11 protein-coding genes are annotated in these 13,416 nt (G+C 63.6%); 5 read left to right on the top strand and 6 right to left on the bottom strand.

What is annotated here, in order from left to right; genetic code table 11:
• Window positions 1-82 precede the first annotated feature (82 nt).
• Window positions 83-3,547 (bottom strand): transcription-repair coupling factor, encoded by a 3,465-nt coding sequence (gene mfd, locus PBR20603_RS05775; protein ID WP_150558588.1) that lies wholly within the window; start codon window positions 3,545-3,547, stop codon window positions 83-85.
• A gap of 108 nt (window positions 3,548-3,655) precedes the next feature.
• On the opposite strand from mfd, the gene ispD reads away from it, so the two are divergent.
• Both ispD and ispF read left to right on the top strand, forming a co-directional pair.
• Complete coding sequence (ispD, locus tag PBR20603_RS05770) at window positions 3,656-4,378, top strand: 2-C-methyl-D-erythritol 4-phosphate cytidylyltransferase (protein WP_150558587.1); 723 nt, start codon at window positions 3,656-3,658, stop codon at window positions 4,376-4,378.
• 99 nt (window positions 4,379-4,477) lie between these two features.
• Window positions 4,478-4,963: a 2-C-methyl-D-erythritol 2,4-cyclodiphosphate synthase gene (ispF, locus tag PBR20603_RS05765; protein WP_150558920.1), complete on the top strand. Its 486-nt coding sequence runs from the start codon at window positions 4,478-4,480 to the stop codon at window positions 4,961-4,963.
• 100 nt (window positions 4,964-5,063) lie between these two features.
• On the opposite strand, the gene PBR20603_RS05760 is transcribed toward ispF, so the two are convergent.
• The 4 genes from PBR20603_RS05760 to ompR all read right to left on the bottom strand — a co-directional run bounded on the left by PBR20603_RS05760 (window position 5,064) and on the right by ompR (window position 8,680).
• Window positions 5,064-5,591 (bottom strand): carboxymuconolactone decarboxylase family protein, encoded by a 528-nt coding sequence (locus PBR20603_RS05760; protein ID WP_150558586.1) that lies wholly within the window; start codon window positions 5,589-5,591, stop codon window positions 5,064-5,066.
• Window positions 5,592-5,650: 59 nt separating this feature from the next.
• Window positions 5,651-6,199: a peroxiredoxin gene (locus PBR20603_RS05755; protein ID WP_150558585.1), complete on the bottom strand. Its 549-nt coding sequence runs from the start codon at window positions 6,197-6,199 to the stop codon at window positions 5,651-5,653.
• A 234-nt stretch (window positions 6,200-6,433) separates the two neighbouring features.
• Window positions 6,434-7,774, bottom strand: a complete 1,341-nt coding sequence (locus PBR20603_RS05750; RefSeq protein WP_150558584.1) for an ATP-binding protein — start codon at window positions 7,772-7,774, stop codon at window positions 6,434-6,436.
• A 180-nt stretch (window positions 7,775-7,954) separates the two neighbouring features.
• Window positions 7,955-8,680, bottom strand: coding sequence for an osmolarity response regulator transcription factor OmpR (gene ompR, locus PBR20603_RS05745; protein ID WP_010808867.1), 726 nt, complete (start codon window positions 8,678-8,680; stop codon window positions 7,955-7,957).
• Between the two features lie 169 nt (window positions 8,681-8,849).
• Here ompR and PBR20603_RS05740 point away from each other — a divergent pair, with 169 nt between their 5' ends.
• The 3 genes from PBR20603_RS05740 (at window position 8,850) to PBR20603_RS05730 (ending at window position 12,331) form a co-directional block, all read left to right on the top strand.
• Window positions 8,850-9,179, top strand: a complete 330-nt coding sequence (locus PBR20603_RS05740; RefSeq protein WP_150558583.1) for a hypothetical protein — start codon at window positions 8,850-8,852, stop codon at window positions 9,177-9,179.
• Between the two features lie 237 nt (window positions 9,180-9,416).
• Window positions 9,417-11,015, top strand: a complete 1,599-nt coding sequence (locus PBR20603_RS05735; RefSeq protein ID WP_150558582.1) for a DUF1800 domain-containing protein — start codon at window positions 9,417-9,419, stop codon at window positions 11,013-11,015.
• A gap of 89 nt (window positions 11,016-11,104) precedes the next feature.
• Entirely contained in the window at window positions 11,105-12,331 is a 1,227-nt protein-coding gene (locus tag PBR20603_RS05730; protein WP_150558581.1) for a DUF1501 domain-containing protein, read from the top strand.
• Between the two features lie 123 nt (window positions 12,332-12,454).
• Here PBR20603_RS05730 and PBR20603_RS05725 read toward each other — a convergent pair whose 3' ends face one another.
• The gene (locus PBR20603_RS05725) at window positions 12,455-13,330 is read right to left on the bottom strand and encodes a squalene/phytoene synthase family protein (protein ID WP_150558580.1); all 876 of its coding nucleotides are present in this window, start codon (window positions 13,328-13,330) and stop codon (window positions 12,455-12,457) included.
• Window positions 13,331-13,416 lie beyond the last annotated feature (86 nt).

Here is a 13,416-nt window from a genome sequence, read left to right as displayed (position 1 = left end):
TGGCCAAAATTGTTGCGGTGCACACCAGTTTCGCGGCGCAGTTGAGCGCGCCGGTGTGCTTGTCGCATGTTGGGGGCGCTCGTCAGGCCGCTTTCGCCACCGGTGAGCCGAGGGCCCGCAGCGTCTCCTTGATCGCGCGTACGCGATCGGTCAGCTCCGCGTGTTTGACTTCGATGCGCAGCTTGTCCTGTCCGGCGAGCTTGATGTGACGATGCTTCTGCACCAGCTCGATGATGCGCATCGGGTCAACGGCGGGTGTCGGCTCGAATTGCAGCGCGATGGCCTCTTCGCTGGCGTCGATCTTGACGATGCCCAGCGGCTTGGCCAGCAGCCGCAAACGGTGTGTCTCGATCAGGGCCTGTGCCTGCTGCGGCAACTTGCCGAAGCGATCGACAAGTTCTTCCTGCGTCGTGTCGATGGCGTCGGGATTCGTGCCGTTGGCCAGTCGCTTGTAGAGCGAGAGGCGCTCCTGCACGTCGCCGCAGTAATCGCTTGGCAGAATGGCCGGGACGTGCAGATTGATCTCGGTGGTCGCCGCGAGCGGTGCCGTGAGATCGGGCTCGCGACCGGCTTTCAGCGCGTTCACGGCGTCGGCGAGCATGTCGGTGTAGAGCTGGAATCCGATCTCGTGGATTTCACCGGACTGCTTGTCGCCCAGCACTTCGCCCGCACCGCGAATTTCCAGGTCGTGCATGGCGAGATAGAAGCCCGCACCGAGTTCTTCCATCTGCTGAATTGCTTCGAGACGGCGTTGCGCCTGCTTGGTCAGCGCCTTCGGGTCGTGTACCAGCAGATAGGCGTATGCCTGATGGTGCGAGCGTCCCACGCGGCCACGCAACTGGTGTAACTGCGCAAGACCGAACTTGTCGGCGCGATGCATCAGGATGGTGTTGGCGGTCGGCACGTCGATGCCGGTCTCGATGATGGTCGTACACAGCAGCACGTTGGCGCGTTGCGTCACGAAGTCGCGCATTACGCGCTCGAGATCGCGTTCGTGCATTTGCCCGTGGGCGACAACGATGCGAGCCTCCGGCACTAGCGCTTCCAACTGCGCCTTGCGGTTCTCGATGGTCTCGACTTCGTTATGCAGGAAGTACACCTGTCCGCCGCGTTTGAGTTCGCGCAACATGGCTTCGCGAATCACGCCATCTTCCTCGCGGCGCACGAAGGTCTTGATTGCCAGGCGCTTCTGCGGCGCGGTGGCGATGACCGAGAAGTCGCGCAACCCTTCGAGCGCCATGCCCAGCGTACGGGGAATCGGGGTGGCGGTGAGCGTGAGCACGTCCACCTCGGCACGCAGCGCCTTGAGGGCTTCCTTCTGACGCACGCCGAAGCGGTGTTCTTCGTCAATGATGACGAGGCCCAGGCGCTGGAACTGAATGTCGTTCGAGAGCAGCTTGTGCGTGCCGATCACGATATCGACCTGTCCCTCATTGATCGCTTTCACGCTCGCGTTCACTTCCTTCGTGGTCTTGAAGCGGGACAGTTCGGCAATGCGCACCGGCCAGTCGGCAAAGCGATCGGAGAAGGTCTGTGCGTGCTGTTCGGCGAGCAGCGTGGTGGGTGCCAGCAGGGCAACCTGCTTGCCATCGAGCACGGCGATGAACGCGGCGCGCAGAGCCACTTCGGTTTTGCCGAAGCCTACGTCGCCGCAGACCAGACGGTCCATCGGGCGTCCGCTCGTCATGTCGCTCATGACGGCGGCGATGGCGGCCGCCTGATCGGGGGTTTCCTCGAAGCCGAAGCTGTCGGCGAACTTCTCGTAGTCGCGCGGTGACAGTTCGAAGGCGTAGCCCGAGCGCGCGGCGCGGCGGGCGTACAGGTTGAGCAGTTCGGCCGCGGTGTCGCGGATCTGCTGCGCGGCCTTGCGTTTGGCCTTCTCCCATTGGCCCGAGCCCAGCGAGTGCAGCGGCGCGGTGTCGGGATCGGCGCCGCTGTAGCGCGAGATCAGATGCAACTGCGAGACCGGCACGTACAGCTTGCTCTCGCCCGAGTATTCGAGATGCAGGAATTCGGTCTCGCCTTCACCGAGATCCATGCTGACAAGACCGTGATAGCGGCCGATGCCATGCTGACTGTGAACCACCGGGTCGCCGACCTTGAGTTCGGCAAGATCGCGCACCATCGAGTCGACGGACGTTGCCTGTTCCTGGCGGCGCTTGCCCGCGCGGCGCGCGAGTCCTTCGTAAAGCTCGTTTTCGGTGATGAACGCGAGGTCTTCCGCCGGCAGCAGGAAGCCGGCAGCCAGCGGGGCGACGCCGATAGCGAAGCGCGTGTCGGCCGTCAGGAAGTCTTCCAGCGACTCGACCGTGGACGGGCGCAGATCGTTGTCGTGCAACAGTTGCAGCAGCGTCTCGCGGCGGCCGGCCGAGTCGGCACACAGCAGCACGCGCGCTGGCGAGCGGGCCAGATAGGCGCGCAGTGCGGCGAGCGGGTCGTCCGCGCGGCGGTTGATCGCAAGCGGCGGTAACGGAATGGCCCAACTGCCGTCGCCCGGCGTGGGCAGCGTCAGTCGTGCGAACGGCTTGGCGAGCGTGAAGAAGTCCTGATCGAGCAGGAACAATTGCTCGGGCGGCAGCACCGGACGCTCGCGATCGTGCGACAGGAAGTTGTAGCGCTGGCGAGTGTCGTTCCAGAAGCGGTGGATCGCCGCGTCGAGGTCGCCCACGAACACCAGTTGGGCATCGGCCGGCAGATAGTGGAACAGCGTAGCCGTCTCTTCGAAGAACAGCGGCAGGTAATACTCGATGCCTGCCGACGGCACGCCACTGCCGATGTCCTTGTAGATCGGGCTGCGGCTCGGGTCGCCTTCGAACACTTCGCGCCAGCGGCCGCGAAAGGCCGTGCGGGCGGGGTCGTCGAACGGGAATTCACGCCCCGGCAGCAGGCGCACTTCCTTGACCGGATACAGGCTGCGCTGGGTATCGGGATCGAACGCGCGAATGCTGTCGACAGTGTCGTCGAACAGATCGAGACGATAGGGCAGGGCCGAGCCCATCGGGTAGAGATCGATCAGGCCGCCGCGCACGCAATACTCGCCGGGACGCATCACCTGACTGACATGCTCGTAGCCCGCGAGCGTGAGTTGCGACTTCAGCCGCGCCTCGTCGAGACGCTCACCTTGCGTGAAGAAGAACGTATAAGCCGCCATGAAGCTCGCCGGCGCCATGCGATAGAGCGCAGTGGTGGCGGGCACCAGCACGATGTCGCAGCGCTTCTCGCCGAGATCGTGCAGTGTCGCAAGCCGTTCGGAGACGAGGTCCTGGTGCGGCGAGAACGTGTCGTAAGGCAGCGTCTCCCAGTCGGGCAATAGCCGCACGCGCGCCTCGGGCGCACACCACTTCAGTTCCTGCTGCAGACGCAGGGCATCGGTGGCCTGCGCGCACACGACCGCGAGCAGCGGCAGACGCTCGCGGTTCGCTTCGAAATAGCGGGCGATCAGCAGGGCGTCGCTGGACGCGTGCGAGCCGGCAAAAGCGTAACGCTGTCCCGCTTTCACGAGCGGCACAGGCACGGTACTACGGGATAGGGCGTTGGCGGAGGACATAGGAAAACGTTGCAGAAATGGCAAAGCACGAGGCTCCATTTGCATGGGGCCCCGTGACAGTCAGCGTCTATTATAAAATCCCTCCTTTACCCTTACCTGCGTTTTATCGTGAGCGACCGACTTTTTGCCGTCATCCCGTGTGCCGGGGCCGGTGTACGCGCCGGGGCCGACGTGCCCAAGCAATACCGAAGCGTCGGCGGACGTGCCATGCTGCACTATGCGCTCGCCGCGTTCGACGCCTGTTCCGAGTTCGCTCAGACCTTGCTGGTGCTGGCCCCCGACGATGATCACTTCGACGGACGCCGCTTTGGCACGCTGCGATTTGCGGTGCGCCGCTGTGGCGGACCGTCGCGCCATGCGTCGGTGCTGGGCGGCTTGCAGGCGCTCACCGAGTTCGGGGCGCAGGACACCGATTGGGTGCTCGTGCACGACGCTGCGCGTCCCGGCATCACCCCCGCACTGATTCGCGCCCTCGTCGAGGCACTGCGTGACGATCCGGTCGGTGGCATTCTCGCGTTGCCCGTGGCCGATACGCTCAAGCGCGAACAGGCGCCGGCCGAGAAGGACGGCTTGGTGGCCGTGCAGGCGACCGAGTCGCGTGACGGGCTGTGGCAGGCACAGACGCCCCAGATGTTCCGCCTGGGCATGCTGCGTCAGGCGCTGGAAGACGCGCTCGCGTCCGGGGCAGAGGTCACTGACGAGGCCAGCGCCATCGAACGAATCGGTCATGCGCCGAAGCTCGTTCGCGGCAGCCTGCGCAATTTCAAGGTGACGTATCCCGAAGACTTCGCACTCGCCGAGGCATTTCTCGGTGCGGCCAAGTCCGCCTGAAAGCCCGGCGAGCCCTGGCCGCACTCATCTGACGTACTGATTTTTCGCATTTGGCGATTCTCCATGACTGAACAAGCTGTTTCCAATTCCTCGCTCGCCATGATGTCCAAGCTCCGCATCGGTCAGGGTTACGACGTGCATGCCCTCGTCCCGGGCCGTCCGCTCGTGATGGGGGGCGTGACGATTCCGTTCGAGCGCGGCCTGCTGGGCCATTCGGATGCCGACGTGCTGCTGCACGCGATCACCGATGCCGTCCTCGGCGCGGCGGCGCTCGGCGACATCGGTCGTCATTTCCCTGACACCGACCCCACGTTCAAGGGGGCGAATAGCGTTGTGCTGCTCAAAGAGGCGATGCGTCGCGTGCGCGAACATGGCTACGAGATCGTCAACGTCGACTGTACGGTGATTGCGCAGGCGCCGAAGCTCGCACCGCATATCGCTGCGATGACGCAATCGATTGCCGATGCGCTGGGCATCACGACGGGTCAGGTGAACGTGAAGGCGAAAACGAACGAGAAGCTGGGCTATCTTGGCCGCCAGGAAGGAATTGAAGCGCAGGCGGCGGCATTGCTCGTCGCACGTTGAGCACAGGTTGGCCCCAAAGCAAAAACGGCGCTACCGGACGAACCCGGTAGCGCCGTTTTGCTTTTGACGCCGCGCTCAGACACGGCGTTAAAGCTGAGGCTTAAGCCGCTTCGGCGGCGAGAACCTGCGCCGCGGCGTTGATGACAGCGGCGATACGGCCGACGTCACGCAGTTGCGCGGTGCTCATCCCATGCTCGGCGGCGAGCAGGTGGTAGTGCGACTTCACGCAGAAGTGGCACTTGCCGACGATGGACGCCGCCAGCGCGTACATTTCGAAGCGGCGCTGATCGACCCCCCCGCGCGTGGCGTAACCGTTCATGCGGAGCTGGGCCTTCTCGTTCTTGAGTTCGGCGCTGTCCGCCATCTCGAGATACGGATACCAGGTGTTGTTCATGCCCATGAGCGCGGCGGCGGTCAACGCGCCTTCAAGCTCTTCCGGGGACAGTACGCCGGCTTCGCGAATCGCCTTGATGAGCGGCTGGCTCTTGGCCGCGAAGGCGGCCGCGAGGGCCACACCGACGGCGTCGTTGCCTTCCAGCGAGGAGCGGGCGATCGTGCCGTCGAGATTCAGACGAATGTCCTTGGCGTAGTCAGGGATCTGCGCCTTAATCGCGGTGATGAATTCCATAAATTTCTCCTATTGCTTTGGGCTGAAAAAGCCCGCTTGCGCGGGCTTCGAGACGACGCTTACAGCGTTGCACCGCCGACCGCGCGGTTGCACGGGCAGAGTTCGTCGGTTTGCAGGCCGTCCAGAATACGCAGGACTTCTTCCGGGTTGCGGCCGACGTTCAGGTTATTCACCGAAACGTGCTGGATGACGTTGTCCGGGTCAACGATGAACGTTGCACGCAGGGCCACGCCGGCGGCCTTGTCGCGCACGCCGAGTTGGTCGATCAGGGCACCCGTGGTGTCGCCGAACGAGTAGTGGTTCAGCTTGTTCAGGTCCTTATGCTCACGGCGCCATGCCAGCTTCACGAATTCGTTGTCGCCCGAACCGCCCAGCAGGACAGCGTCACGATCTGCGAAGTCGTTGGCCAGCTTGCCGAACTCAACGATTTCGGTCGGGCACACGAAGGTGAAATCCTTCGGGTAGAAGTAAATGATCTTCCACTTGCCCGGGAACGAGGCTTCGGTGATCGTTTCGAAAGCCGACACGCCGTTTTCTTCGTGGTTGTTGAAACCAGGCTTGGCAGCTTCTACCGAGAACGCTTCGAGTTTGTCGCCGACAGTCTTCATCGATTTACTCCTAAATTAGTGCGGTTTATGTCGAGATGTCACAGGGACATCGCAACCAGCAACTGACCGGGATCACGCGATCCCGGTCAACCAAAGCAGTATACGCTATCAAATAATTGATAGCAATAGTTAATTTTTATGCCGGGGATAGTTAAATCAAATCCCGTCGATAGGATTTTGCGTGATACCGCTCGGGCGAGCCTTGAGCATAGCCAAATTTCCGCGCCATCACACCTATTTAGCAAGCGGAAATGACACGATGATTTCAAGGCCGGTGCCGGGGCGAACATTGCGCAGCGAGGCGATGCCTTTATAGCGCGTGGCGATGCGTTGGACGATCGCCATGCCCAGGCCGGTGCCCTCCGCCTTCGTGCGGGCGGTATCCACCCGATAGAAGGGGCGGAAGACGAGGGCCAACTGTTCCTCGGGGATGCCCGGTCCCGTGTCGCGCACGCGCATCTCGACGCGCTCGCCGAGCACGCGCGTCGCAATGTGAACATTGGCGATGTTGGTCTCGGCGTCGCGGCCGTACTTGCGTGCGTTCTCGATCAGGTTGGTGAGCAGGCGTTTGAGGTCGGTGCGCTCGGCGAGCACCGGGGCGGTTTCGGCGAGTTCGATGCTCACGTTAAGGTCGTCGCGGCCGTCGAACGACGCGGTGGTTTCCCGGACGATGTCCGAGAGGTCCAGCGCCTGCATCGTGCGCGAGGCCGGGCGGGCGTAATCGAGGAAGCGGCCGATGATCTCGTCCATCTGTTCGATGTCGCTGATCATGTCGCGTTTGACGGATTCGTCGGACGGACTCATCTCGGTCTCGAGCCGAAGCCGCGCGAGCGGGGTGCGCAGGTCGTGCGAGATACCAGCGAGCATCAGTGCCCGGTCGGCTTCGAGGCGGTCGAGCTCGTCCACCATTTGGTTGAAGCTGCGGTTGGCCTCGGCGGCCTCGCCCATGCCGCGCTCGGGCAGCGGCTCGGGGCGTTGCCCTTCACCGATGGCGCGAGCGGCGTGGGCAAGTCGGGCGAACGGCCGGTTCACGAGCGCGGTGATGAAGGCCGCGCCAATGAGCGACAGTGCCAATGCGAAGGTCCCCCAACTGAAGAGCTGAAGGCCGGTGGCCGTGTCGATCCGGTCCTGTTCGATGGCGACCCAGTAGTCGTCTTCATCGATCTTGAAGCTGATCCACATCGCCGGGATCTCGTTGACCGAGGCGGCGATGACCGTGTCGGTGCCAAGACGCCGCTGCACGTCGCGCACGATCAGGTCCTGCACCACGCCACCGGGTTGCTTCTCGATGTTGTCGGCCGGCTCGCGCGGGTACACGCGAATGCCTTCGTTGCTCTCCAGATCCTGAAGCAAGGCGCGGCGCAGATCGGGTTCGGAATAGAGCAGGGCGGTACGCGTGAGCTTGACGATCGACACGAGTTGCTGCGCGACGCGTTGTGCGCGCGGCTCACGTTCGATGACTCGAAAGCTCTGATACCAGGCGGCCAGGCTGACGCCGATGAGCAGTGCGATGAGAAAAAAGGTACGCCAGAACAGACCGCCGAACAGCCCGCGTACCATCCGGATCGGATGCATGGGGTTGCTCCGTCTAAAGCGTGATGTGTGCGTGTCCGCAGGTCCGGGGTGCCGGCTGGCAGGTGCCTGGACGAGGTGCGATGTACGGCATCGGACGCAACGTGAACCAAGACACGACGCCGGTGCGCGAGCTTGTCGCGACCGGCGTCGTTGTGCGGCGTGAGGCGCGAAGGCGGCAGATCACGCGCCGCCGTCCGGGATGAACACGTAGCCGAGGCCCCAGACGGTCTGAATGAAGCGGGGGCTGCCCGGATCCGGCTCGATGAGTTTGCGCAGACGCGAGATCTGTACGTCGAGGCTGCGATCGAACACTTCGTATTCGCGACCGCGTGCGAGCTCCATCAGCTTTTCGCGTGACAGCGGCTGGCGCGGATGGCGAGCGAACACCTTGAGCACCGAGAACTCGCCCGTCGTGAGCGCGATCTCCTGGCCGTTCTTGGTGAGCGTGCGCGTGGCGAGGTTCAGGGCAAAGTCGCCGAACTCGAACGTCTCCATGGTTTCGCTGGGTGCGCCGGGAAGTTCGGGCGGTGCCTGACGGCGCAGAACTGCATGAATCCGGGCGACGAGTTCCCGCGGATTGAAGGGCTTCGGCAGATAATCGTCTGCGCCCATTTCGAGGCCGACGATACGGTCGACATCCTCGCCTTTGGCCGTTAACATGATGATCGGCGTGCGGTCATTGGCGCCACGCAGACGGCGGCAAATAGAGAGACCGTCTTCACCGGGGAGCATCAGGTCCAGCACGAGCAGATCGAAGCGCTCGCGCACCCAGAGCTTGTTCATGGCCGTGGCATTTTCGGCCACAAAGACATTGAAACCCTGTTCCCCGAGGTAACGACGCAGCAGGTCACGCAGGCGCGGATCGTCGTCGACAACCAGAATTTTGGGAGAGTTTTTGTTTTCCATGCCACGTATCTTAGCCCGAAATGTTGCGAACTGAGGAGGCCGCCAAAGCGGGTTACAAAGGGTTACACAATTTACCCTACCGCTTGAGCGCTGACCATAGGCTGTGGGTACACTTGCACCCCTGCCAGGGCGAAAACCTGCTGCCTGGCATGAAGGACATACGCATAAGATGAGATGGGCTGCTGAGTTGACGCTACTGTTCGGGGGAATCATGCTCTGGGGACACCTGGGCGTGACGTATGCCCGTCCCGTGCCCCATTTCAGCGCGCAATCTCACGGGGCGAGCCCTTCCGGGCAGCAGCGCGCGGCGCAAGCGCCGTCGCCTCGTAATTCGTCGAAGAACGCACCTCCTCAGGGAGATGCTGGCGCCGAGCGCCGCAACGACGATCTGCCGGGTACGCCGCCGGCCCGCCGTCCGAATGGACATATGTCGCCGGAAGACCGGCGCCTGCTTCGTCAACATATTCAAGACGCCGTGCGCGAGTTGTACAGTCACTAACATGGCGCGCACTACGTCACTGCTGGATCCGTTTCGGAAACGTCGCCAAACGCTTCTCCCAACACGCCACTGATGTCACTTTGACGCGAGCGTCTCATGAAGCCGAACCCAACACCGCCAGCCTCTGTCGACGCTGGCTTTTTTTGCGCCCGCGGCAAGCGAAATGAGGCGACGAGGGCCGGGATAGCGACGGCGGGCTCACCCGGCCGGCCGAAGTCGCGGGTCGGTCAGCGGCTCATGCCCGGCTTGCTGGCCGCCTTGTGGCTGACATCGCCATTGGCGGCCCACGCTGTGGGCGCGAAGCATGCGGGTGCGGCGCATCCGACTCGTTCGACGTCGTCACGTGCGGCGACGACCGCCGTCGATGCCTCGACGCGCCCGCTCACGGTCGACGACGCCCGCTACCTTCTCACCCGCACGGGTTACTCGCCCGACGCCCGCGAGCTTGCGCCGTTCGTCGGGATGACGCGTGCGCAAGCGGTCGATCGTCTGCTGGAGGAAACGCGTCGTACTGCGGTGACGCCGCCGCCCGCCTGGGCTGCCAATCCGCCGCTCTACGGGGTGCCCGTCAAGAATATGACCGACGAGCAGCGGCGCGAGCTGAACCAGCGACGTGCTCGCATGGCGGCGTCGCTGGCTGCCTGGTGGGCGCAGGAGATGGCGAGTACGCCGTCGCCGCTCACCGAGCGCATGACGATGTTCTGGCACAACCACTTCGTGTCGAGCGACGACAAGGTGCGCGAGCCCGTTGTGCTTTACCGGCAGAACGTGTTGCTGCGCGCGAATGCGCTGGGTAATTTCGGCGTGTTGCTGCATGAGGTGTCGAAGGACCCGGCCATGCTCATCTATCTCGATGGAGCGGGCAGTCGGAAGGGGCGTCCCAATGAGAACTTTGCGCGTGAAGTCATGGAGTTGTTCACGCTGGGCGAGGGGCATTACACCGAACAGGATGTGCGCGAGGCGGCACGCGCCTACACCGGCTGGAGCATCGATCGGCCGACGATGCGCTACGTCTGGCGCGCCAATGTTCATGACACGGGCACGAAGACCGTATTGAGTCAGACAGGCGACTTCGATGGCGATCAGATGCTCGACATTCTGCTCGCGCGCCCGGAGACGGCGACGTTCATCACCGGCAAGCTCTGGCGCGAATTTGTGTCGCCGACACCAGAGCCGTCGCAGGTCCAGCGTGTTGCCGACGCCTTCCGTACGAGTGGCTACGACATTCGTGTGGCATTGCGTGCGCTATTGCTGACGCCTGCTTTCTGGGATGCGCGAACCCGTGGAACATTGGTCAAGTCACCGTCTGAGTTCGTGACGGACACCGTGCGCGAGTTCGACATCGGCTACGACGATCCGCAGATGCTGGCGCAGCAGATGCGTGTGCTTGGGCAGGACTTGTTCCGTCCGCCCAATGTGAAGGGTTGGCCGGGCGGCGACGCCTGGATCGACAGCACGACGTTGCTCGCGCGTAAGCAGTTCGTCGAGCGCATGTTCCGAGCGACGGAGAACGCGAATGCGGGTGGTCCGTCGATGATGTCGCCATCGCCATCGCCATCGCCATCGCTGTCGTCGTCGGCACGCCCTGGCGTGCAGCGCACGGCACTTCGCGCGGCGGCAGCGATGCCCAGAACGGTTGCGGGCGTACGTTTCGATCTGTCGCGATGGCTGCAACCGTACGCGCTGGGGCCGATCGATGTTCCGGACGCGGCGTCGCGCGAGGCGCTGCAACGGGCGGTGCTGCCGTTCGCGCCTGCGGCGCCGCAAACCGCCGGCGTGAACAGTGCGGCCTATTTGCAGGCGTTATTGATGGATCCCGCGTATCAGTTGAAATGATGACGTGCCGGCGGGCAGCACGGGGGTGGGTGTCATTGGGCGAAGTCTGCGTTATCAATGGATGCGGGGCGGGCCGTGAGAGGTGAGAGATGCGTCGACGTGATTTTCTGAGTTTCGCCGGTGGCCTTGGGGCGGCGTGGCTGGCGCCGATGCCGGTGTTTGCGGCTGCGCGTGATCTGTCCGGGCTATTGCCGGGAGCGGGCGGCAACTACGGCAATCTGCTGATTCTGATCGAGCTGAAAGGCGGCAATGACGGGCTGAACACGGTCATTCCCTATGCAGACCCGGTGTACGCGAGCCTGCGCCCGAATATTGGCATCAAGCGGGAGCAGGTCGTGCAACTGGACGAGCACAGTGGTTTGCATCCGGAGATGCGCGCGCTGTTGCCGATGTGGCAGGCGAAGGAGTTGGCGATCGTTCAGGGCGTGGGGTATCCGCAGCCGAATCTGTCGCACTTCCGGTCTATCGAGATATGGAACACGGCGTCGCGTTCGGACGAGTATTTGCGCGACGGTTGGTTATCGCGCGCGTTTGCGGAGCGGGCGGTCCCGCCGGGTTTCGACGCTGACGGTGTGATTGTGGGCAGTGCGGAGTTGGGGCCGTTGGGCGGCGGTGCCCGGGCGGTGACATTGACCAATCCCGCGCAGTTTTTGCGAGATGCGAATCTGGCGTCGGCCAATGCGACGCAGGTGAGCAACCCGGCGCTCGCGCATGTGCTGCGTGTGGAGAACGACATCGTGAAGGCGGCGGACGGGTTGCGGCCGCGTCAGGGGCAGTATGTGCTGCGTACGCCGATGCCATCGGGGGCGTTCGGCAATGTGGTGAAGACTGCGCTGCAGGTGGTTGCGGCGGCGGATTCTCCGGCGGGCGTGCCGCAGCCGGGGCGAGGCGTTGCGGTATTGCGCCTGACGCTCAACGGGTTTGATACGCACCAGAATCAGCCGGGGCAGCAGGCGAATCTGTTGCGTCAGTTGTCGCAAGGGATGATGGCGTTGCGGGCGGGGTTGACCGAGCTGAATCGCTGGCAGTCGACGATGATCGTCACGTATGCGGAGTTTGGCCGTCGGCCGCGTGAGAATCAGAGTAACGGGACGGATCACGGCACGGTGGCGCCGCATTTTATTGCGGGCGGGCGTGTTCGCGGAGGACTCTATGGAGAGGTGCCGCGACTGGATCGGCTTGATGGCAACGGCAATCTGCCATTTGTCGTCGATTTCCGCGATGTGTATGCGACGGTGTTACAGGGCTGGTGGGGGCTGAATCCGCAGCCGGTGTTGGGGGGTGGGTTCAAGCCGTTGAATGTTTTGCGGGTTTGAAGGGTTGGTGTGGCGGACTTGGTGCGGTGTGGATGCGCGTGATGGTGGTCCGCTTGCGGGATCCGCGAATCGTCGGTCGATGTCGCGGATCTGTGAGCGATCGGGGAGTGAGTTGAGGCGTGTTCAGCGAGCGCGCCAGGCACGCCAGAATTTGCGCAGCGGCGTGAGATCGATGCGTTGATGCAGCACTTGATAGTCGCTGGCGGCGACTTCGTCCATCAGTGCCAATTGCAGCGCGGCGAGGGCGAGTAGTGGCTTTTGCTTGCGGCGGTCTTGTTTGGGGATGGCCGCTGCTGCCGTGGCGATGGCTTGACGCGCGCGGGCGTGTTGGAACTTCATGAGCTCCACGAAGGCGGGGGAATACTTGCCGTTTTGCAGATCGGCAGCGGTGACGCCGAAGCGTTGCAACTCGTCGATGGGGAAGTAGACGTATCCGGCGCGCGCGTCGACACCGGCGTCGGAGACGCGACGGCCGAGGGTGATGGCTTGGCCGAGGCTGCGGGCGAGGGTGGGGGTCTGTGGGGCGTCGAACCCGTAGATGTGCGAGACGAGTTCGGCGGGTGCGCCGCCGGCGGCGTCGCAGTAGTGAGTGAGCCCGGCGAAGTCGAGATAGCGCATCTGGGAGAGATCCATCTCGGCGCCATGCAAGACGGCTTCGAACGCGGCGCGAGTGATGCCGCTGTTTTTGACGACGGGGGCCAGTGCGCGGGTGACGGGGTGTGCCGGGGTGCCGGTGAAGAGTCGCGCGAGTTCCTGACGCCACCAGTCGAGCTTTGCGTGGGCGACGCCGGGGTCATGAACGGCGGCGTGAATGTCGGCGACTTCCTGACAGAAGGCGTGGGCGGCATAGGCGGCGTCGCGCTTGGACGGCGGCAGTTGGAGCAGCGCGTAATAGAGTGCGGAGCCGGGAGGGCCTGCTTTCTGGCGGCAATAGTCGTTGACTTGCGCGGGGCTGACGTGGGTGCCGGGGGAATCGTCGGCGGTCTCGTGGGGTTGCATGCGAATGGGGTATCGGTTTGGTCAGGTGCCCGGAGGTGGGTGCGCGGGCGCGCAACCGGGGGCAAATGCCATGAATTGGTGCGAAT

This window comes from Pandoraea bronchicola, assembly GCF_902459805.1.
GTDB classification, from domain to species: Bacteria; Pseudomonadota; Gammaproteobacteria; order Burkholderiales; family Burkholderiaceae; genus Pandoraea; species Pandoraea bronchicola.
The sequence above is the reverse complement of the archived record's forward strand: the minus strand, read 5'-3'. Positions and strand labels throughout refer to the sequence as shown.

What these genes read in the sequence shown, in the direction of transcription:
- PBR20603_RS05730 (WP_150558581.1), top strand. Translation starts at nt 11,105, where the DNA reads ATGCGTCGACGTGATTTTCTGAGTTTCGCCGGTGGCCTTGGGGCGGCG.
- PBR20603_RS05755 (WP_150558585.1), bottom strand. Translation starts at nt 6,199, where the DNA reads ATGAAGACTGTCGGCGACAAACTCGAAGCGTTCTCGGTAGAAGCTGCC.
- mfd (WP_150558588.1), bottom strand. Translation starts at nt 3,547, where the DNA reads ATGTCCTCCGCCAACGCCCTATCCCGTAGTACCGTGCCTGTGCCGCTC.
- PBR20603_RS05735 (WP_150558582.1), top strand. Translation starts at nt 9,417, where the DNA reads ATGCCCGGCTTGCTGGCCGCCTTGTGGCTGACATCGCCATTGGCGGCC.
- PBR20603_RS05760 (WP_150558586.1), bottom strand. Translation starts at nt 5,591, where the DNA reads ATGGAATTCATCACCGCGATTAAGGCGCAGATCCCTGACTACGCCAAG.
- ispF (WP_150558920.1), top strand. Translation starts at nt 4,478, where the DNA reads ATGATGTCCAAGCTCCGCATCGGTCAGGGTTACGACGTGCATGCCCTC.
- PBR20603_RS05725 (WP_150558580.1), bottom strand. Translation starts at nt 13,330, where the DNA reads ATGCAACCCCACGAGACCGCCGACGATTCCCCCGGCACCCACGTCAGC.
- ompR (WP_010808867.1), bottom strand. Translation starts at nt 8,680, where the DNA reads ATGGAAAACAAAAACTCTCCCAAAATTCTGGTTGTCGACGACGATCCG.
- PBR20603_RS05740 (WP_150558583.1), top strand. Translation starts at nt 8,850, where the DNA reads ATGAGATGGGCTGCTGAGTTGACGCTACTGTTCGGGGGAATCATGCTC.
- PBR20603_RS05750 (WP_150558584.1), bottom strand. Translation starts at nt 7,774, where the DNA reads ATGCATCCGATCCGGATGGTACGCGGGCTGTTCGGCGGTCTGTTCTGG.